Here is a 22,109-nt window from a genome sequence, read left to right as displayed (position 1 = left end):
ATATTTTCCAGGGTATAATTTAAATCATTTCTTTATATATTTATTTATTCTTTTTACATGAAAAAATAGCCCTATTCTCGAAGAGAAGCAGCACATAATGATAACTCTTCCCTAGAGATATAGGACTATTTATTATTCAGATATAAAACAATCCAAATTATTTAGTATATTTAAAATGTAATAATTCATGAGCTTTTCCCTCACCTGGTTTTCCCATAAATGTATCATACATTTTCTTTAATGCTTCATTTTCATGAGATTTTCTCTTTGTTGCATTTTTATCTTGATTGTAAAGAACTGAAGCTCTTACAGTCTTAATATCAATTTTTTCTATATCTAAATTATTAACATGAGGTTGTCCTCCACCGTTAACACATCCACCTGGGCATGTCATAACTTCAATAAAATGATATTCTTTGCTAGCCATCTTACCACTATCAATGAATTCCTTAAGATTAGCTGCACCATTTATAACTGCTACATTATAATTATTTCCACCTATATCTATAGTCGCTTCCTTAAAGCCTTCAAGACCTCTAGCGACAGTATAATCTACAACTTCTAATTCCTTCTTTTCAACAAAGTCTTTAGCAGTTCTGAGTGCTGCCTCCATAACACCACCAGTTGCTCCAAATATAACTCCTGCTCCGGTATATTCTCCCATTGCTGGATCTGCCTTTTCATCTTCTAACTTAGCAAAGTTAATCTTAGCAGCCTTTATAAGTTTAGCTAATTCTCTTGCTGTTAATACTGCATCTATTTCTCTTAACCCATTTGTCTCCATCTCTGGTCTATCAGCTTCATACTTTTTAGCAGTACATGGCATTATAGTTACTGTAAATACATTTGCTGGATCTATATCTGCTATGTGTGGATAATAAGTTTTACTTGCTGTACCAAAAATTTGTTGTGGTGATTTAGCTGATGATAAATTTTTCAGTAATTCAGGATAATAATTTTCAACTTGTCTAACCCAACCTGGACAACATGAAGTAAACATTGGGAATGGTCCCTTCTTTTCTATTCTTTGTATAAGTTCCGTAGCTTCCTCCATTATAGTCATATCAGCTCCAAAGTTTATATCAAATATCTTATCAAATCCTAATTGTCTTAATGAAGCATATAACTTTCCAGTTACATCCTGCCCATACCCCATTTTAAATAATTCTCCCATTGAAGTTCTTACTGCCGGTGCCATAGCAACTATTACATGTTTTTCTGGATCTTCCAGCGCTTTTTTAACTCTTTCTATGTGGCTTTTTTCACTTAAAGCAGCTACTGGACATGCCTCAATACATTGTCCGCATAACAAACAATTTGTATCATCAAGACATTTTTGATCTTCTGCTGTAACTATTCTCTTACCATTTACATTAGCTATTTTTATTGCCCCAGTTCCTGTTTTCTTAATGCAAGCAGCCTGACATCTTCCACATAAAAGACATTTTGTTCTATCTATAACTATAGCCTTGCTTCTATCATCAATATATTCTGACCTATCTTCAATTACAAAAGGTTCAGTAGCTCTGGCCTTTGATTTAATAACTAGTTTTAAAAATTCACAATTTTCTTTCCTGCTACATGGTCCACATTTAAATTCATGCTTACTAAGCAGAGCAGAAATTCTCATTTTTACTCTCTCTTGTACCTTTTCCGTATTAGTTTTTATAACCATGCCGTCTTCTACCTTTGTCAAACAAGCAAGGCTTAAGTTGTTTTTACCTTCTATCTCAACTGCACATACTCCACATTTACCCACATTGCCACATTCTTTTAAATAACATAGTGTAAGTATTTCTACTCCATTGTCTCTAGCAGCTTCAATAACTGTAGATCCATCTTTTACTTCATATGATTCCCCGTTAATAACAACATTTTTCATAGTCTGGCTTACCTCCATACACTAATCGCATTTCTTCAAAATAGTATTCTTATTTACTCTTAGTTTAACATAGAAATATTGCTAATCATTAATTTTCTGACAATTGTTAATAAATTATCAATCGAAATATTATGTTAATTTTTCATAATATTTCAATATTATTTTTCTTATATTAATTTACCATTCTGTTCTTAGTCACAGTATGATAAAATTATATAAGTTGTATAATTAATACTATCTATAAAAAATAATTGAGAATCTAAAAGCGAGGTAACTATGATAAATTTTTATAATAGACAAACAAAGTCCTATGAGGAAGAAAAAGTCGCTGGAGCAAAATACTTAAATTGGTGTTATGAGTCCCCTATCGGTAAAAGTTTTACTGAATTATTATTTAAGAAGAAATTAGTTTCAAAATTATATGGAAAGTACTGCGATACAAAACATAGTAGGAAGAAAATTCAATCCTTTATTGACGATTTCGATATAGATATTAATTTAGCCAATACTAAGGTTTCCGATTTCACTTCCTTTAATGATTTCTTTATTAGGACCTTAAACAAAGAAGCCAGACCTATAGATACGGATACTAATACCCTGATTTCTCCAGGTGATGGTAGACTTATAGCTTATGATAATATTTCTATGAATAAGCTTGTTCAAGTTAAGAATCTTACCTACAGCTTATCTGAACTTTTAGGTCATAGTAAAATTGCTAGCGAATATGAGGGTGGAGTGTGTCTTGTTCTAAGGCTTTGTCCTACTGATTACCATAGATTTCATTTTATTGATTCTGGTACACCTTATAAAAGTAATTTTATTAATGGTTCTTACTACTCAGTAAATCCTGTGGCACTTGAAAGAATTCCTAAACTTTATTGCCAAAATAAAAGGGAATGGTCAAAGTTTAGCTCAGATAATTTTGGAGATATAATTCATGTAGAAGTTGGTGCTACTTGCGTAGGAACTATTATACAAAGCTATACTCCTGATAAAAAAGTATCCAAAGGAGAGGAAAAAGGGTATTTTAAATTTGGCGGTTCAACTACCATAACATTTATAAAAAAAGATACAGTAACGCTCTGTGAAGATATCTTTACTCAAAGCTCTCTTGGCTTTGAAACTAAGGTTGTTATGGGGGAGACTATTGGTCTAAAAAAGTAACTACACCACATTTTTGATGTAAAATTAAAAAAGAAGGGCTACTGCCCTTCTTTATTTATTATCTCAGCTAATTTATTTTTAAACTTCCTTATATCATTATCTATAATCACTAGATAAATGCCCATTTCCTCTGCCCTGCTAGCTATAAGTATCTTTGAAGGAGATCTAGTTGCAACTAATATCTTAATAGCATTGGTACCTCCTAATCTTTCACTATAAACCTGTAATTCATTTAGGGCATCCTCATCATACTTTTCACTATCCTTACATGAAATACAAATGAGTATAGAATCTTTTATGGAAACTACATCTAATTCATTTCTTACTTCTGTTGAATCCTTGCTCCAGTTAAAAACAAGTCCACTTCTGGTCTCATCTACTTCCACAATCTCCTTCATTACTAAATGAGTTATTACCTCTAACCAAGTACCACTTTTAAAAATAGCACCCTTTAGATAATAATTTTTAAATTGAACTACTATTGTATTCTGTTCCTCAGAATATTCCAGCCCCTCTATTCCTTCAAAATAGTTTAAAGCTTTTTTTACCAAATCAATTTCTTCTTCCTTAAGAGCTTCTTTATTAACTATTACTTTAGATGGATCTTTATAATTATGTATAAAACAATTCTTATCATATAACTTGTGCTTATTTTTATGCCATTTAGAGAGATTACTCGAAATAACATTTACTATCTCTATTATTTCTTCTTTAGAACATAAATCGGATGAATCCTGAGTAATATTTCCTCCCGCTGACCTTATTATCTCATCTATCGTCATATCCTTGAGAGCTTTCTTAATTACTCTGTAATTATCTGTAAATATATATCTTTTTTTATTTGTTAAATCTACATAAACACTCTGTATCTTCAATTCTGAAGACAACTTTAATAGCAACAAAGAATTAATTGCCTCTCCTCCAGATAAATTCACTAGAGCCTTTTTATTATTGCTAATTATACTTTCTAATTTTTCGATATCTCCAAGTTCTGATATTTCATATTTTATCAGGCAGCTAGGAATCTTTTCTCTAAATAACTTATCTATTTCTTCAATCTTGATTTTATCCTTTGAAGCAATAATATATATTAAAACTTTTATTTTAAATTTGTCAGCTAATAATATATTTATTTCATTATGTGGATCCTGCTGAGTTATTAAAGTATCAAATTCCATAAGACTAACATCCTTTTTGTTTTTATTCTTTTATTAGTTTAGCCAATTAAATATAAAAAATACTATTTTCTCTATATAATAGTATTTTTTGCACCAAAAAAGATCTAGTCTTAAAAAGACTAGATCTTTTGGTAGGGCGTATAGGAATCGAACCCACAATGTACCGTCCGTAGCGGCAAGTTATATCCGTTTAACTAACGCCCCATAAATAAATACCAGTATTATCATATCATAAATGAATTAATATCACAAGTGATTTACTGGTACTTAGTATTTTAAAAATATATATCAGAAAATTCCACTTCTAATTGTTCAACCTTACTTCTTGATTCAAGTTGATAATTTCTTTCCTCATTTTTTAATATAATTAAAGGTAAAGTAACTATAAATTCCGATCCATGTCCCACCGTGCTAGATAGTTCAACTTTTCCTCCATGAGCTTTACTTAGATAATTAACTAAATCAAGTCCTATCCCGGTTCCTGAATGCTCCTTGTTCTTATTTTGTTTAGCCTGTATAAATCTATTAAAAATCGACTCCTGCTCCTCTTCTGGTATACCAGTTCCTTCATCCTTAACAAATATCTTTATTTTTTCCTCACCTACAACTACAGATACTAAAACTTCTGATCCATTCGGAGAAAATTTTAGTGCATTAGATATTAAATTCATAACTATTCTATCTATTGCCTGCGGGTCTACTCCACAAACACATTCTTCCTCATTAGTATCAAATATTATCCTAATTTCTTTAAGCTCAGCATACTTTTCAATCGAAGTCGCAGTATTTTCTATTAGGCTAATTATATCAATCGTTTGCTTCTCTAGTTTATAATATTTTTTTTCTAATTTTGAAGCATCCATTAAATTATCAATAAGCTTTAACATTTTCAAGTTATTCCTTCTTATTATTCCCCTATAATTTTTTCTTTTTTCATCTATCTTTAAACCTTCGCTATCTATTTCACTTTCAACACATTGTAAAATACTTAACATAACATTTATTGGACTTCTTAAGTCATGTGATATATTCAGTAAAAAATCTTCTTGCAATCCTATTTTCCTCTTTTGTTCCTCAATTACTGTAATCAGCTCTTCCTTACATAGATTATTTAACCCATTTAAACTCTCATTATAATTCATTGCTTCCCCTTTCCAAAAAATCCCACTTTTGTTAGTTTTCCATATTTTTACTATTATAATTTATGATACCATATTTTTTTCTTTTAGACAATATATTCTTAATATATTATCTTTATATATTTTGATTTTATACTATAGACATAATATATTAGCTAGCACTAAATTTTGCGCTGCTACCCTCCGCACATGTAGTTATTTCTAATTTAGTTTCAACTCTTTCCTTTAATTCAGGAACATGTGATATTATTCCTACAAGTCGTCCCCCACTTTGTAATTCTAACAATGAACTAATTGCATTATCTAAGGATTCAGAATCTAAAGTTCCAAAGCCTTCATCTATAAATATAGTGTCTAAGGATATTCCTCCAGCATTTGATTGAACTACATCTGATAATCCTAAAGCTAATGCTAATGATGCCTTAAAACTTTCCCCACCTGATAAAGTTTTTACATGTCTACACTTTCCAGTATAATTATCATAAACTTCTAGTTCTAACCCCTGCTGAGCAGTTCCTTTTCCTTTATCTTCTTTCCTCTTTAGGATATACCTCTCCCCTGTCATCTTTGAAATTCTTATATTTGCAGAATCAATTATTTCTTGAAAGTATGATGCTAACACAAATCTTTCAAATGTAATATAAGGACTCCTTTTGCCATTTGATAAAGCTGCAAGCTCACCTATTACCTTGTACTCTTCCTCTTTATCTTGGACTTCCTGCTGAATTGCTTTTATTTCCTTAATTATATTAGTATTATTACTTATAATTGAATATATTTCTTTTGATTCTTTATTCACTATTTCTTCTTTTATTCTGTTTTCCTTTATGTCTTCCTCATATTTTTCTAATTCTACAAATTCTATATCCTTCGTTTTTTCTTTAAGCTCTTCATTTCTATCACTTAAGGATTTAAATTCTTCCTTATAATAGCTAATTTCATTAGAAATCTTTTCTATATTGTTAATATATCTTTTTGTATCCTCATATTCTTCACGACTTGCAAAATCAGATATTTTTATTTTTTCTTCCATGAGATTTGTCTTGTTTTTTATTTCATCTTTTATCTCATTTAAAGAATTCTCTATTTCATGAAACTTTGAATTTTCCGATGCTAAAGAATTATTAAATCTATTTGCCATATCTACTGCAAGCTTTAGTAATTTATTGTACTCCTGTACTTTCTGCTCCAGCTCGTTAATCCTTCTATCTAACTCCTTTGTTGATCTAATCTCCTTTGGAACCTCTGCCTCAATATGCTTTAAAATTTCTTCCTCACCTTTAAGCTCACCAAATATCAATGTATAGTCTTTCCTTAGAATTACTAGAGCTTCTTCTCTTTCCTTTAATTCGACCTCAACTTTCTCAATTCTGCTGTTTGTTGGCTCTTTTGTAGCTATAATCTTGATTATATCATCTACGTTTCTTTTGAGTATTGTTAATTTCTCTGCTTTTTGTTTTCCAATATTCAATATATTGTTATTAGTTTCATTGTCATACTCACTGCTACAATTAATTTGCTTTGATAACTTTTCTAATTTGCTGCCTATTATATCTCTTTCTAAAGTATCTATTCCTTCCTTAACCTTAGTAAGTTCTAATAATATGGAATTATATTCAACCTGCATCTCTTCAAATAGCCTTTTGCTTTTCTTAAGTTCCTCTTCTGTTGGAACCCCCTTTATTCTTATCGCTGGTGTAGGATGTTCTAATGCTCCACATACAGGACACGGCATATTCTCCTTTAAGTCCATAGCTAAAATCCCAGCTTGTGCTTTCATATATATTTCTTCTTTAATTTCATAGTCATTTTTACATTTTTTATATGAAACTTCTTTCTCCTTAAACTTAACTCCTAGCTTCTCATATCTACTTTTGCTGTCTGTTAACTTAATAGTACAAGCATATAGTTCTCGAACCTCTTCAATTAATACCGTGCTCTCTTTAATTTCTTTATCTATTAATATTTTTTCTTTTTCTGCTTCTACAATATCTTTCATTAAAGCTTCTTTGGTTTTTAGCTCTTTCTTTAAATTTTCCAGCTGCTTTTCTTCCCCTTTAGTTAACTCTAAATTGTTTTTTGTTTTTAAACTTAGTCTTTCTATATTCTTAGTTTTTTTATCAAACTCTACTATCTTAGGCTTCTTTTCATTTAATAAGTTAATCTCTTCTATTAATTTTAATTTTTCTTTTTCTCTTTTCTCTTCATTTATTAAGGTTTCTTCTGCCCTTCTTAATTCAACCTTAAGCTTATTAACCTTAATCTCACTATTATTTTTATCTATATTTTTATTTTCTCTATTTCTCTTTTGCCGTATGATCTCGTCTTCTATATAAAATATATCTTTAGCCTTATTTATCTTCTCTAACAGTTCTTCTTTCTTCTCTATAGTGGGTTTATCATTTATCCTATCCTTTAGTTTCTCATAAACCTTTTTTGCCTCAATAATAAGATTATTATTATTTTCACCTTGAAACTTCTCTATTTGACATTTCTCTATATATTTTCTTATTCTATTTAATTCTTTATCTACCTTGCTACCAGCCTCCTTACTCTCGATAATTAACAACTTAAGCTTTCCTATTACATAAGTTATTTCAAAATCATCACCTATAATAATTGGTTCCTCACTTTTAATATTTTTAATATTTACTAATATCCTATCCTTTGATTTTTCTAACCCCTTAGATAATTCTCTTGATTTATCATATAAAAAAGACTGTATTCTTTCATAGGTATGGGTTCCAAATATTTTTCTAAATATAACTTCCCGTTCCTTAGAATCAGCTAGTAAAAGTTTTTTAAATTCACCTTGAGGAAGCATTACTATTTGCTTAAACTGTTCCTTATTTATTCCTAAAATTTCATTTATCTTATTGCTTACATTACTGGATCCAGTTCTAACTTTGCCATCTGGTAATACTAATTCAGCCTCTGCACTCTGATTAGTAAATCCCTCTCCCTTAACTTTAGGTTTTAACTGTTGAGGAATTCTCTTAACATGATATATATCTCCCCTTAATTCAAAATCTAACTCTACAAAGGTTAACCTATTACTAGCCGCGAAATCACTCCTTAGAGAGTCCGTTTCCCTAGAGCTTCCGCTAGCCTCACCAAATAGAGCATAACTTATTGCATCAAATATAGTTGTTTTCCCTGCGCCCGTAGCACCTGTAATTAAAAATATGTTTTTCCCATCTAATAAACTAAAGTCTATTGTCTCTTCTTTAGCATAAGGACCAAAGGCTGATATGACTAGTTTAAATGGTCTCATTTATCTCTCTCCCCCTTTAAAACTTGATCTATTACATCTTTTATAATTGCTTCCTTATTAGCTGACATTTCTCCGGTTCCTATCCTATTATAGAATTCTTTAAATAACTCTAATTCTGATTTATTCTTATAGCCCTTAGATGCTGAAGTTTCACTTTGTCTTATATTCGACTTTTCCTCTCTTTTCAGTAACATTATGTTAGGATATACTCCTCTAAGCTTCCCTATAGGGTCCATAATTTTCCCCTCATCAGTTAATATCGCTTGAATATAATCTTTCTCATTACATTTATCTTCAAGGGAAGTCTTTATTAAATCCTTTATTGGGCCTTTTATTATTCTCATATTTCTTATAGGAATTAATTCTTCTTGCCTTATTATAGGCTCCTTATCTCCATTAAATTCTACGATGGTTACTCCATTTTTATGATTAATTTCTGAAAAGGAGTATTTTAATAAGGAGCCAGAATATCTAATAGTATCTCTCCCTATCTTCTGCCTTCCATGTAAATGTCCTAGGGCAACATAATCAAAATTTTCGAATATCTTTCCATCTATCAGATCTGTGCCACCAATAGACAAGGGCCTCTCTGAATCTGAAGTTTTTATATCTGCTAATTTATATTTATCTTCCCCCTCAGCCTCTATAGCCTCTTCTCTTTTTAGTGTCACATACCCATGAGCCACAAGAACATTTCTAGCGCTCTTATCCATATTTTTCTCTATTTGTCTCACGTGAAACACCATGGCATCGTTATGATTCTTTATATCTGGATTTTCATATTTCCGCCTGATTACAGCAGGATCTACATATGGAACAAGATAGAAATTTATTTCACCTAGCTGATCCTTTAGTGTTACTTTCTTTATTTCATTTTCAATTATTCCTGAAATATATAGACCTTTCTTTGCTAATATCTCACTACCAAAAGCTACTCTCTCTCCACTATCATGATTTCCAGAAATAGCAATTATTTTAACCTTATGCTCAATTAAGACCTTACTAAATATTTCATTAAGTAACTCTACAGCTTCTACAGGAGGAATCGATCGATCATATATATCCCCTGCGATTACTAATACATCTGGTTTTTCCCTTTTTATTAGAGCAACAAGACTATTTAAAATATATCTTTGGTCCTCTATCATTGAGAACTCATTTACTATTTTACCTATATGCCAATCACCAGTATGGATTATTTTCATACATTTATCCCCCTTAAATACCAGCTTATTTTTATATTTAGTTATGCCCACTAAGCACAATGTCCACAGTTTTTACTGAATATAATTACTTATAGAATAAAAAAGTGGCAAAACCACTTTTTATTTTAATTTCTATTGAATTTTTATATTTTCATCCATTGATTTTTTCATATTATTTAAAATCAAGCCTGTATATACTACAGTACCTACAATTCCAGCAGTACTAAATAGTGCTGTAGGCATTAGTATTCCTAGTATTGTAATCAAGATGTTAGGAAGAGTTCCTATATATGCTACTAAAGAAAATAACTCTCCTAGCTTTAAATTCAACTTTAATAATCTGTTAGATATCATAGAAAAAACACTTATAAATAAAGTCGTTATTAAATAGGTTATAAATAATTGGGCTATACTCACTATAATAACAACAAAATAAATCAGAATCTTAAATGAATTTATAGAATTTATCACAACTTCATTATTTATTTCTCCTTGGAAGCCTATTTCTTTATAGGAGGTTTTCATTTCAGGCAATCCACTCTGATCAGTTGAATTTACTATTACTCCATCTCTTAAAATTAATATATATATATCAGAATTAATAGTCATACTCCTAAGATTATCAGCTTCAGCTAATGTAGTATTTTCATCGATATATACTAAAGTATTATTTTCATCTATCTCTAAAGGAGATGTCTCTATATCCATAACACCATCATTAATTTTAAATTGATATTTATCTTCATTTAAATCTTCAATAGTTTTATTTACTGATAAATCAATATTAACTACATTTGATATTGCCTTAGCTCCACCAAGAATAAGGCATAAAATTAAAATATAAAATATTGCTCTGCCCTTTCCCTCTTTCATATATTTAGGAAATCCGCCTACACTATATGTAGATTTAATTAACTTAACAAATACATTTGTTTTATTATTCATACATTTCTCCAATCCTTTTACTATAGATAGATTTTTTAATTTTTATATAACTCTATTTTAACTCTATTTTAACTCTATTTTAGCCTATTGTTCAATAAAAATAATCTTCCCTATTGTTTAAACTTTCTGAAAATAGTCAATACTTATTAATATCACATTACAGGAGGTGCTATGATGGCAAAAAGAGCTCAGCTTACTTTTGGTAAAAGAGGCTCTCAAAACAATAACAATAAACTATACCTATCGATTTTATTAATTATTTTGATGTTAGGTTCTTTAGTTTTTTATGAATATTATACTTATAAAATTTTGGTAAGAGATTTTTCCTCAAGTTTTGATGAAAATGAATTTTCTAGTGCGAATAACATATTATTAACAGACGGGTCCTTTAACCCCTTTAAAGTGATTTATTTAAAGGATGACTTGTCAGCATATTTTTCTACTAAAATTACTAATCTATCTATTGAGCTGAATGATGGCAATATAAATGAAGTTTCAGCTTTTAATATAATAGAAGAAATTAAGCGTTATGATATTCCCATTACTATTCCTGAAGAGCTTGCTTCAGGAAATTCCTATGAATCTGCAATAGATCTGTTTGATTTGGGTAAATATATACAAGCTTATAAGATTTTCTCTACAGTAAAGTCAACTGATTTAAATTACGCTAGTTCAATAGAATATACAAGAGAATGTAAAAAAAATATAACGTTAAATATTATTAATGAATCAACTCAACTTTGCACTAATAAGGAATTTGATAAGGCATTAGCTCTTTTAGATAGTGTAAATTTAATCGTTGGAGAGAGCACTGATATTGTTTCAAAGGTTGAAGAAGTAAAGAAGTATTACTCTGATTCCTTAACTTCTAATAATGATTCAGCAGCGGATGTTTCATCCTCATTAGCTATCATAACAACTTCCAATATAAACACACTTTCCTTAGAAAGTATAACATCGTACTTAATTCAAGTAGATATATCCAATCAAAAGACTAATATATTTAAAGGTAAGCTTAATAAATGGAATCTTATTAAAAGTTTTACCTGCTCTACGGGAATAGATTCTGAAAAAACTCCATCTGGAGTTTATACCATTAAGGAAAAAGGGTCATGGTTTTTCTCCGACACTTACAACCAAGGTGGTAAGTATTGGGTCCAATTTTATGGAGATTATCTCTTTCACTCCCTTCCTTATGATGAAGAAAAAACTACTGTTGTTGACTATACACTAGGAAAACCTGCCTCACATGGTTGCATAAGGCTAGCAGAATCAGATTCAAAGTGGATATATGACAACATTTCTAAAGGAAGTAAGGTAGTAATACAATAGTTAATAGCTTATCTTAATATTTGTTAAGATAAGTTTTTTATGGCTATTACCAAGTCGCTCTTTTCATTTGGTAATTTTTCGTCAATAACATCTTCAAGTAATCTATTTAAAATTATACCTACTTCTTTTCCTGCCGGAATTCCAAGGTGAATGAGATCTTTACCATTGATAGCTAAGTCTTTTAATGTTGTACAATACTTTTCTGATACTACCTCATTAAAAATTAATTCAATCATATGGATTTCTTTTAAACTATTTTCTAATTTATCAGGAGATTGAGCTAAAGCATCGGCTCTTTTTACTGAAAGGAGCCTTTGAAATTGTAACTCATTGCCCTCTAATTTTGATAAGATTTTTCTAACATTCTTTTTTCTTGGTTCGATCTTAATGTCGTGATATTTAATTAGTTCTATGATATCCTTTAAGTCACTTCCACTAATCCCCTCTGCATTTGTGATCTTCATTCTTCTAAAAATCTTTGCTGTGATTTTAGAAGAAATATCTCCATGCCCATAAAAATGACCAACTCCTTTTTCATCAATAGTATAACAACTTGGTTTAGCAATATCATGGAAAAACATAGTCAATTTTAAAACTAAATCTTGAGCCTTATTAGTCGCAACAAGGGTATGTTTCCATACATCATAAATATGATAAGGGTTATTTTGTTCGAATCCCATCATAGCCTTTGTTTCTGGAATAATAAATCCTATTATTTCTTTAAATTCATTAAGTATATTAATCGCATTTTTACCTTGTAGCATTTTACTAAATTCTACTGTAATACGTTCAATTGATACATTTTTTAGTAATTTTTTATTTGTAAACATTGCAATCTTTGTATCTTCCTCAACTTCAAAACCTAATATAGACGCAAATCTAATCCCTCTTAGAATTCTAAGAGCATCTTCCTTTAGCCTTTTATCTGCATTTCCAACGCATCTAATAACCTTATTCTTAATATCAGCTACACCATTAAACGGATCTACGATTCCTTTAAAATCATTATAAAATATAGCATTTTGAGTATAGTCACGCCTACTTAAATCTTCCGCTAGGCTCCTTGTGAAAATTACATTATCAGGCCTACGGCCATCAGAATATTCACCGTCTACCCTATATGTTGTAATTTCAATGTCCTCACCCTCTATAATAATAACTACAGTACCATGTTTTAATCCCATGGTAAGTTGTCTAAATTCTTTAAATACCGCCTGTATTTCATCAGGCATGGCAGATGTGCAAAGGTCCCAATCATGAGGGATTTCGCCCATAATAGCATCCCTACAACAACCACCTACAACACCCGCCTCAAAACCCGCCTCTACCAACATTCTAACAGCCAAGGCAGGATTTTTAGGTACATTGATCTTTATATTCATGGGTGCACCTCCTTTAAATTTTTATTTCCTTATCTAAAGAGAATAAATATAAATAAGACTCTGCTACAGCCTTACCTGTTATCTTCTTAAGAGCCTCTCTATAATAATTAATCTGAATTATATATTTCTTTAACATCTCTTCCTCATTACCCTCTTCTACATAGTCCGTCTTATAATCTACAAGAATAATGTTAGCCTCTTCATAGAAGAAACAATCTATTACCCCTTGAAGTCTTACCTTTTCATCTTTAATATTTTCAGATAACCCGTCTTCAATGTCTAATGGACTAATTTCAGTATAAAAAGGTAGTTCCCTATATATTTGAGACCCCTTATTATAAGCTCGCAACATCCTATTCCCTAAGTTACTCTTGAAAAAATTAAATATCTTATTAGCTTTAATTCCCTTTAATTCTTCTTTACTTAAAAGATCTCTATCCACTAATTCTTTTAACTGACCTTTTATTTCATCCAATGTGCTTATTCTTGATAAATCTATCTTTTGCATAACAAAATGCATTGCCGTACCCCTCTGAGCAGATGTAAGCCCCTTCTCTTCCTGTAAAAACTTTGGTTTTATTTCAATCTTTTGTTTATATATCTCATTAATATAGTCTTCTTCAAAGTCCTCATGGTTTTTCTTTTTTAAATCCGATACAGAAAAATTACTCTTTATAGTAGTAGCCTCTTTGAATTTATAACTAAAACTCAATCTTCTTTCTATTTCTTTATCCACAGTTCTAAATTCCGAATCTATCAACAGGCTCTCTTTTCCGATTTTATCCACAGCCTCTAATTTTTTATCCACAACTAGTTCAGATTTATTCCAAAACTTAACTTCCCATGTGGATAAATCATCTTTTACATTTATATCCATGGCTTCAGCTAACTCTCTTAATAAATTTCCATCTTTATGTTTACAAATCGCCATACCCATCCAATCTAAATAGGACTTTCCTTTAAGAACTTCAGAGGACAATATTTCCTCTCCATTTAAAGATGCCGCGCTACAAGATTTTTTACACCACTTTGTTATATCTGCAGTTGCACCAGTTATAATGAGTTTTTCCTTGGCTCTAGTAAAAGCAACATATAATATTCTCATCTCTTCAGATAAGGTTTCAAGTTTAATCCTTTGCTTTATTGCTTCCTTTGGAAGTGTACTATAACTTACTCTTTTTTCTAGGTTAACAAGCTCTGGTCCTAATCCTAATTCCTCATGAAATAAAATGTTTTTATTTAAATCCATTAAATTGAACTGCTTTCCTGCCCCAGATAAAAATACTACTGGAAATTCTAATCCCTTACTTTTATGGATACTCATTATTCTAACTACATCTTCATTTTCGCCTAAAATCTTAGCACTACCCATATCTCCTGAAGATTTTCTAAGCTTATTTATGAAGTTTATAAAATTAAATAGTCCCTTAAAGCTGGTTTCTTCATATTGCTTAGCCCTTTGGAATAATATTCTTAAATTTGCTTGTCTTAGTATTCCATTAGGCATTGCCCCAACGTATCCATAGTAAGCAGTATCAGTATATAAATACCAAATAAATTCATCAATAGGAGTGAAAATAGCTCTTTCTCGCCAAAGTTTAAGATTTTCAAGAAAGCTGTTACACTTTCCTTTTAAAATAGAATCTTCCTTATTTAAAGCTATTAATTCTATATTTTCAAAGAAATAATTATCCTTATTAAGTAATCTTACATCTGCTAACTCTTCAACAGTAAAATTCATTATTGGTGACCTTAAAAGAGCTATTAAAGGAACATCCTGCATTGGATTATCAATAACCTTAAGCAAGGACATAATAGTACGTATTTCAATAGATTCAAAATATCCTGAGGCTGTATCTGCATATACAGGTATGCCCTCTGCTCCTAATTCATCTAAGAATGTTTCTGACCAATTTTTTGTTGCCCTTAAAAGTATTACTATATCCTTATATTTTAGATTTCTATATTCACCAGTATCCTTATCCAAAACCTTAAATTGTTTCTCATCCTTTTGGGATAAAAGTTCTTTTATCCTAGTTGCAACTATTCTAGCCTCTAGGTTTACACTCCCTACATTCTCTTCTTCATCTTCTACAAAAGATTCTTCCAAGTCTTCTTCCATAATATCTTTTCCTGCCTTATCTAGTACATGAAGCTCAACAGCTCCTCCAACTATAGAATTATTATCCTCTAAAAGCTTATAATCAGCCCCTAAATTAAGAGACTCCTCATGGGTATATTCCAATTCTCCAACAACCTTAGACATAAGTTGTTTAAATATAAAATTAACTCCGGTAATTACTTCAAACCTACTTCTAAAATTCTTATATAATTGTATCTTTCTATTTTTTCCCTCATCATTAGAATAGCTACTATATTTCTCTAAAAACAATTCTGGCTTTGCCTGTCTAAATCTATAAATACTTTGCTTTACATCTCCAACCATAAATACGTTAGGGTCAGCACCTAGCTTCCTAGAAACTAAGTCTATAATAGCTTCTTGAACACTATTAGAATCTTGATATTCATCCACTAAAACCTCATCAAAATATTCCTTAAATTTCTTAGCTACCTTTACCTCTTCATTACTTAATATTTTCAGGCATAAATGCTCTAAGTCATTGAAATCTAATGTTCCCTTATCCTTCTTACCTTTAGAAAATCTATCTTCAAACTCTATTACAAGCTCTGCAAGTTCCTTCATATAGGGATAAGCTTCCTGTATTGAAGCTAACATCTCATCAGGGGACATTGAAAAAACATCCTCCTTAAGCTTGCCTATTTTCTTTTTTACATCATTTCTTATTGCTTTAACCGACTCTTGAGACTCTACATCCTCAACTGCAGTTTTTCTGACAGTTTTAAGCTTTGTAAACTCCATCGTAATAAGGTTATTATAAATAGCATCTAGACCACCTCTTAAAGATTCAAATATTCTCTTTAAAGACTCTAAATCGTTATTAATGGTCTCAACATAAGGCTCAAGACCTTCTGTATTTTCACAAAGAACCTTAGCCTGCTCTGACCTGCTAATAAGACCTATAAGCTCTAACTCTATATTTTGTTTTAAAACCTCTACCCATTTACTATTTTCTAATTTATCCCTTGAAGAAATATTAAATTCCTCACTTTTTTCTCTAAGCCACTTTTCTGGCCAAGGACCACTCATGCAAAATCTATATAATTCTAAAATTATTTCCTTAAGCTTTTCATCATCCCTTGATCCACTATAAGCTTCCACGAGTCTTAAAAATTTATCTTCTCCCTCTTCATACTTATCCTCAAAAAGTTCTTCTATAATCTCACTTTTTAATAAGACTCCCTCAGTCTGATCCAGAATTCTAAATCCAGGATCCAAATCTATTATATGAAAATTATTTTTTATAACATCCAAACAAAATGAATGCATAGTTGTTATATTAGATCTACTTAATAGAGTTAACTGCTTTTGTAAATTTTTTGAATCTGGTTTTTTCTCTAAAGCCTTAGTAATTGCTCCAGCAATTCTTTCTCTCATTTCAGAGGCTGCTGCACTTGTGAAAGTTACAACTAATAACCTATCAATATCTACAGGAACTTCTTCATTTGAAATAATTCTTATAATTCTTTCAACTAATACTGCAGTCTTGCCAGATCCAGCAGCTGCAGCTATTAATAAATTGCATTTTCTAGTTTCAATAGCACTTAATTGTTCCTTAGTCCATTTAGTTTCTGCCATTATTATAGTCTCCTTCTACTGTCTCCTTCATTTTTTTCCACACAGCTTCTTCATCTTTTTTCAAAACAAGCTTATATTTATTATCCTTAATACTAGTATCAAACTGGCAAATTGAAGAATAATCGCAGTATTCACAATAAGCTCTTTCTTGAGTCTTACATGGCTCTATTTTTATAGTCCCACTTAACATATCTTCGCAAAGATCTATCATCTTCCCATTAACATAATCTCTTAAGATATCAAACTGCTCCTCAGTAATAACTGAACTATTTGCTGCGAATTCTCCATCTTTCTTAAATGTAGCCGGAATAACTAAAGAATAGGTCTCCATATCATTATCCATAGCACGAACAAGCTGCGCATCTTTAAGTAATAATCCATTCATCTTAAGTTTCTGAAGAACTTGTTTTCTTACTTCCTCATCCTCTAGCTCACTTTTACTCTTAATAATAGGATCATCTATTCTAAAATATAAAATTGCTCCTGGCATGGCCTGTTTATTTAATATAGACTGAGAATTTCTAAGTATAGCATCCAAATAAACTAAAAGCTGAATTTGTAGCCCGTAGTAAAGTTCATTTAAATCAAATTTCTTTGCCCCTGATTTATAATCTATAACCCTTACATAAGTATTGTCATCCATATCAAGGGTATCAATTCTATCTATTCTACCAGTTAGAAAAACTTCTTCCCCAGAGGGCAAATTTAATTTTATTGGAGCACCGTCTTCAAAGCTACCAAAAACAAATTCATTACTAAAAACCTCAAATTGCCCCTTTCTCATTTGCTCTGCTATTATTAATACCGACTTTGTAATAATTCGCTTAAATCTATCAGTGAAATGTTTATATTTTTTACTACTATTGAGTATAGAATTACTATCTTCCTTAAGCTTAATCTGTACAAGCTCTCCAACTATTCTTCTGCATCTATCTGTTGTAAGATCTGACCAAGCTATCTTTTCTTTTTTAACCTTATTTGTAAAATCATCTAATATATCATGCATAAAAGATCCCAAATCAGGTGCTGAAAATTCATATATTTTTCGATCTTTAGCTTTTAGTCCATACTGAACAAAATATGAAAAAGGACACTGAGCATATTTTTCAAGTCTTGATACACTAAATAGTAACCTCCCCTTTTCAGTGCTATAAAGATCCCTTATCTTATCCTTTGCCATTACTTCTCCAGTATTGCTATAACTAAGACCTTCAAATATATTCCCAGCTTTATTCTTATACTCATTCTTATCCTTAAACCAAGCATATACATCCTTCCAATAATCTTCTACCTCGACTTCTTCATAATTTTTTCTTAAAGCTAAAATCAACTTATTAAAAGTAGCTCCAGGAGAGACTATATCAGGATATTTATCCGCTTTATTTCTAACATTATATATTTCGCTTTCCTCTTTAAGATCTGGATAAAGCCTCTTTAATCTAGGTATAACTATAGATGCTCTTAGTGATTTACCTTCGAAATCCGCCATAGGGTAACTTATCATTAAAAATTTTCTAGCTATTGTTAATGCGGTATACACCATAAATTGTTCTTCGAAAACCTTTGATTTAGTAGTTGATGATAATTCTAGACCCATGTCCTTTAATATATCTCTATCTCTATCTGAAAGTATCCCCTCTTCCTTATTGCCGGCCGGCAATACTCCATCATTTACTCCTACTATAAATAAAGCCTTTACATCTCTTCCCTTAATCCTTGCAATATCTCCTACATTAACTTCATCTAAAGTAGCCGGTATTACCCCTATTTCTTTACTTTCAAATCCAGCATTAAGTATTTTATAAAACTCTGCTATATCTGAAGTCTCATCTCCAATTACTTCTACAGCTTGATCTAAAATATCTATTACTATAGCTGGTACCTGGTCATATTCCTTAACCTTACTTTGCATTCCCTTAGTTTCAAAATTATCAATCCAATTATTTATAATATTAAAAGTATCTAATTCAACTAAAAACTCATAAATAGCCCTACATTTTTCCTTTACTGTTTTACCTGACTTAACAGCTTTGTGAAATTTCATAAGAGGCTCGCGTGCCTTAAACATTATGTTAATTACTTCTTCATTTTTGCCATCCTCTTCAATAATCAATTCACCAGTCCATCTAAATCCCTTTATTCCTCTTGCTAAAATGTAATTCTCTAATATATCTATATCTTTTCTATCTATACCTGATAACCCACTTTTTAAATACTTAAAAACACTTTCATAGGACCAGTTTCTAATATACACCTCAAATGCTGACAATATTAAAACAACCATTGGATTATTTAATATGCCTATTTTTTTATCTATAAACTTAGGGATATCATATTCATTAAATATAACTGTAGTAATCTTTTCATAATCATTTATGTTTCTGCATACTACTGATATATCCTTATATCTATAGCCTTCATCTCTAACAAGCCTTATTATCTCCTTAGCTACAGCTTCCATTTCATCATAGGAGTTATTTGCCTTATATAGTCTTATATCTTCTATTTGACCTCTAGCTTCCTTAAATGGATATGTAAAAAAATATTTTTCCAGGTGCTTAAGTTCTCTACTATCTTTAAACCTATCCTCCTTTTGAATATTTAAATCAATAGGCTCTAGATATTTAACATTATTCTCCTTCATAAGCTTTAATATCTTAATCTCTGTAGTCTTAATTGAATTAAATATATCAGTAACCTCTCCATGATTTTCATCACCAATTTCACCCATACATAACGTAATATTTATAGTTTTACATTTTCTAGCCAATACGCCTATTACTTCTATCTGCTGAGGTGTGAAGGTTGTAAATTCATCTATCCAAATTTCTGCTCCATCATATAATGAACAATTATTAAGCTTATCTGCTAATAATGTTAGTTCATCATCTCCATCAATTAAATTCTCATCTATACTCTTATTAAAATTCTCATATATTAACGATAAATCTGTTAGCTTATCCTTTAAATCCTTATCCTCAATCTTATCTAGATTTTCCTTAATTCTCTCTGGTGTAACATTATATTTTTTGAACTCTGTTATAGTATCTGAGACTATATCTATAAAACCTTGTTCTTTTGATATCCTATTAAAATAATGTAAGTTTTCCTCACCTTCTTGAAGTATTTTATGAATAAGCATACTTCTGCCCGAGTCCTTCATCCTATCGTGGACCCGTCCGCCACAATTTTCAAAAACCCGGCTCGCCATTCTCTTAAAACTTAAGACCTCTGCTCGAAGTAGTGCCCTCTCGCCTACCTCCCTTAAAAGTAAAGTCTCCCTTTGGAAGGTGTACTGCTCTGGAACTATATATATTAATTTATTGTAACTGTCTTCTTCTATTTTTTTCTTTATCTGGTTTAGACAGAACTGACTTTTACCACAGCCTGCCCTTCCATAAATAAATCTTATTCCCATAATATTCACTCCTAAAATGAATTTTCTCTTAAGGCACATGAAAAGATCATGCTAATTTATTATCACTTTGATTGTGCCTAAATTAACTAATTCTATAACTTATTATAAATACCTTCCTAAAATCTATTATACTATAACAAAAAGCACCTACTCATCAGGTGCTTTCTCTCTTAACCAATATCTTCGTTGTAAAATTGTTCTTTATATAAATTCATATTCATAGTATCGACGTAGCCTGTATCTGTTTTAAAGGAATTTTTATTAATATTCCTCTTAGTAAATCCACATCTTTTATAACAATTAATAGCCCTAACATTTGGCATGGCTACTTCTATTTCAATCTCTTCAATATCCTTTTCATCAAATAAGAAATTAACTAAAGTTACAATTGAATCTTTCCCATAGCCTCTTCCCCAAAAGCGTTTACCTAAAGTTATTCCAATTGTACAAATATATTCAGATTTAATTTGATAATTTACAAATCCTATAACGATGTCCTTCTCACTTACAATAGTTAAATTATTTTTATTTACTCTTTTTGCTATATGGAAATTATCTAGAATAAATTTTTTATCCGGCAAGATAGAATGATAGCTATTATATTTTCTTACCTGTTTATCCTCACAAATATCGAATAATCTATAGAGATCTTGTTTCTCCATAGATTTCAAGTAAATGTTTTCACCCTTAAGAATAAAATCACCTTCTTACTTATTACTTATTACTTATTACTTATTACTTATATTATATACAAATATTAGCTATGTTAAACCATTATTGGTACTATTTACACTTTATTTAATATTATTTACATAGGTATAAGAAAAATAATTGTAACTTTTCGGTTATAGGTATACAATTTATTTTTATTACAATTTTAAAAATTGAGGTGTTTTATATGATACAAAAAACAAAAGAGTCACTTGCTACTTCTCTTAAAAAAATAATGGCAAAAAAGCCTCTAACAAAAATTACAATTAATGATCTAGTTGTTGATTGTGGTGTTAACCGCCAAACATTCTACTATCATTTTCAAGATATCTATGATTTATTAGGGTGGATTTACAAAACTGAAGCTGTAGGCAGTATTTCAGATTATAAAACCTATGAAACTTGGCAACAAGGTTTTTTGAAAATATTCCAATATGTAAAGACTAACAAATCTTTTTGTATGAACACCTTTAACTCAATGGGAAGGGATCACCTTGAATATTTTTTACACCATGAGATATTTAATCTTCTAATTAATGTTGTGGACGAAGTATCAAATTCTTCTTCTTTATCTTCTAAAGAAAAAGAGTTTATTTCTAATTTTTATACTTTTGCTTTTATTGGAATTTTAACTTCTTGGATGAAAGATGGTATGACTGATAGTCCAGAAAATATTATTGAAAAAGTTGAAAGATTAGTTAATGGAGACATTGAAAAAATGATAAATAAAACTACCCAGTTACATTTACCTAACTGAGTAG

Annotated in this window: 13 protein-coding genes and 1 tRNA gene; 3 read left to right on the top strand and 11 right to left on the bottom strand. The window is 30.4% G+C overall.

Annotation, left to right across the window (positions count from 1 at the left end):
• Positions 1-157: 157 nt before the first annotated feature.
• The gene (locus tag CLVI_RS11940) at positions 158-1,882 is read right to left on the bottom strand and encodes a ferredoxin hydrogenase (RefSeq protein WP_106060357.1); all 1,725 of its coding nucleotides are present in this window, start codon (positions 1,880-1,882) and stop codon (positions 158-160) included.
• A gap of 276 nt (positions 1,883-2,158) precedes the next feature.
• Between CLVI_RS11940 and CLVI_RS11935 the strand changes: the two genes are divergently transcribed.
• The gene (locus CLVI_RS11935) at positions 2,159-3,046 is read left to right on the top strand and encodes a phosphatidylserine decarboxylase (protein WP_106060356.1); all 888 of its coding nucleotides are present in this window, start codon (positions 2,159-2,161) and stop codon (positions 3,044-3,046) included.
• Positions 3,047-3,084: 38 nt separating this feature from the next.
• Here CLVI_RS11935 and CLVI_RS11930 read toward each other — a convergent pair whose 3' ends face one another.
• The 6 genes from CLVI_RS11930 to CLVI_RS11905 form a co-directional block, all read right to left on the bottom strand.
• Entirely contained in the window at positions 3,085-4,224 is a 1,140-nt protein-coding gene (locus CLVI_RS11930) for a Card1-like endonuclease domain-containing protein (RefSeq protein ID WP_106060355.1), read from the bottom strand.
• 129 nt (positions 4,225-4,353) lie between these two features.
• Positions 4,354-4,428, bottom strand: a tRNA-Arg gene (locus CLVI_RS11925).
• A 71-nt stretch (positions 4,429-4,499) separates the two neighbouring features.
• Positions 4,500-5,366 carry a sensor histidine kinase gene (locus CLVI_RS11920; protein WP_106060354.1) on the bottom strand — a complete coding sequence of 289 codons (867 nt, stop codon included), beginning with the start codon at positions 5,364-5,366 and terminating at the stop codon, positions 4,500-4,502.
• Between the two features lie 148 nt (positions 5,367-5,514).
• Entirely contained in the window at positions 5,515-8,637 is a 3,123-nt protein-coding gene (locus tag CLVI_RS11915) for an AAA family ATPase (protein WP_106060353.1), read from the bottom strand.
• Positions 8,634-9,842 carry an exonuclease SbcCD subunit D gene (locus CLVI_RS11910; protein ID WP_106060352.1) on the bottom strand — a complete coding sequence of 403 codons (1,209 nt, stop codon included), beginning with the start codon at positions 9,840-9,842 and terminating at the stop codon, positions 8,634-8,636. The genes CLVI_RS11915 and CLVI_RS11910 overlap by 4 nt, the downstream gene beginning before the upstream one ends.
• Before the next feature lie 132 nt (positions 9,843-9,974).
• A complete protein-coding gene (locus CLVI_RS11905) occupies positions 9,975-10,787 on the bottom strand; it encodes a DUF1189 family protein (RefSeq protein WP_106060351.1) in 813 nt (270 codons plus the stop codon).
• Between the two features lie 171 nt (positions 10,788-10,958).
• Here CLVI_RS11905 and CLVI_RS11900 point away from each other — a divergent pair, with 171 nt between their 5' ends.
• Positions 10,959-12,119, top strand: coding sequence for a L,D-transpeptidase (locus CLVI_RS11900; protein ID WP_106060350.1), 1,161 nt, complete (start codon positions 10,959-10,961; stop codon positions 12,117-12,119).
• A gap of 23 nt (positions 12,120-12,142) precedes the next feature.
• On the opposite strand, the gene CLVI_RS11895 is transcribed toward CLVI_RS11900, so the two are convergent.
• The 4 genes from CLVI_RS11895 to CLVI_RS11880 all read right to left on the bottom strand — a co-directional run bounded on the left by CLVI_RS11895 (position 12,143) and on the right by CLVI_RS11880 (position 21,308).
• A complete protein-coding gene (locus CLVI_RS11895; protein ID WP_106060349.1) occupies positions 12,143-13,501 on the bottom strand; it encodes a CCA tRNA nucleotidyltransferase in 1,359 nt (452 codons plus the stop codon).
• A 13-nt stretch (positions 13,502-13,514) separates the two neighbouring features.
• Positions 13,515-17,219, bottom strand: a complete 3,705-nt coding sequence (gene addA / locus CLVI_RS11890) for a helicase-exonuclease AddAB subunit AddA (protein ID WP_106060348.1) — start codon at positions 17,217-17,219, stop codon at positions 13,515-13,517.
• Positions 17,206-20,637 carry a helicase-exonuclease AddAB subunit AddB gene (gene addB / locus CLVI_RS11885; protein WP_106060347.1) on the bottom strand — a complete coding sequence of 1,144 codons (3,432 nt, stop codon included), beginning with the start codon at positions 20,635-20,637 and terminating at the stop codon, positions 17,206-17,208. The genes addA and addB overlap by 14 nt, the downstream gene beginning before the upstream one ends.
• Positions 20,638-20,807: 170 nt before the next feature.
• Positions 20,808-21,308: a GNAT family N-acetyltransferase gene (locus CLVI_RS11880; protein ID WP_106060346.1), complete on the bottom strand. Its 501-nt coding sequence runs from the start codon at positions 21,306-21,308 to the stop codon at positions 20,808-20,810.
• A gap of 227 nt (positions 21,309-21,535) precedes the next feature.
• Here CLVI_RS11880 and CLVI_RS11875 point away from each other — a divergent pair, with 227 nt between their 5' ends.
• Positions 21,536-22,105 (top strand): TetR/AcrR family transcriptional regulator, encoded by a 570-nt coding sequence (locus CLVI_RS11875; RefSeq protein WP_106060345.1) that lies wholly within the window; start codon positions 21,536-21,538, stop codon positions 22,103-22,105.
• The last annotated feature ends 4 nt before the right edge of the window (positions 22,106-22,109 follow it).

Origin of the sequence: Clostridium vincentii, assembly GCF_002995745.1 — a bacterium.
Taxonomy (GTDB): Bacteria; Bacillota; Clostridia; order Clostridiales; family Clostridiaceae; genus Clostridium; species Clostridium vincentii.
This window is presented reverse-complemented; position numbering and strand designations above follow the sequence as displayed.

Excerpts from the sequence above, each read along its gene's own strand:
- CLVI_RS11940 (WP_106060357.1), bottom strand. The coding sequence starts at position 1,882 with ATGAAAAATGTTGTTATTAACGGGGAATCATATGAAGTAAAAGATGGA.
- CLVI_RS11935 (WP_106060356.1), top strand. The coding sequence starts at position 2,159 with ATGATAAATTTTTATAATAGACAAACAAAGTCCTATGAGGAAGAAAAA.
- CLVI_RS11930 (WP_106060355.1), bottom strand. The coding sequence starts at position 4,224 with ATGGAATTTGATACTTTAATAACTCAGCAGGATCCACATAATGAAATA.
- CLVI_RS11920 (WP_106060354.1), bottom strand. The coding sequence starts at position 5,366 with ATGAATTATAATGAGAGTTTAAATGGGTTAAATAATCTATGTAAGGAA.
- CLVI_RS11915 (WP_106060353.1), bottom strand. The coding sequence starts at position 8,637 with ATGAGACCATTTAAACTAGTCATATCAGCCTTTGGTCCTTATGCTAAA.
- CLVI_RS11910 (WP_106060352.1), bottom strand. The coding sequence starts at position 9,842 with ATGAAAATAATCCATACTGGTGATTGGCATATAGGTAAAATAGTAAAT.
- CLVI_RS11905 (WP_106060351.1), bottom strand. The coding sequence starts at position 10,787 with ATGAATAATAAAACAAATGTATTTGTTAAGTTAATTAAATCTACATAT.
- CLVI_RS11900 (WP_106060350.1), top strand. The coding sequence starts at position 10,959 with ATGATGGCAAAAAGAGCTCAGCTTACTTTTGGTAAAAGAGGCTCTCAA.
- CLVI_RS11895 (WP_106060349.1), bottom strand. The coding sequence starts at position 13,501 with ATGAATATAAAGATCAATGTACCTAAAAATCCTGCCTTGGCTGTTAGA.
- addA (WP_106060348.1), bottom strand. The coding sequence starts at position 17,219 with ATGGCAGAAACTAAATGGACTAAGGAACAATTAAGTGCTATTGAAACT.
- addB (WP_106060347.1), bottom strand. The coding sequence starts at position 20,637 with ATGGGAATAAGATTTATTTATGGAAGGGCAGGCTGTGGTAAAAGTCAG.
- CLVI_RS11875 (WP_106060345.1), top strand. The coding sequence starts at position 21,536 with ATGATACAAAAAACAAAAGAGTCACTTGCTACTTCTCTTAAAAAAATA.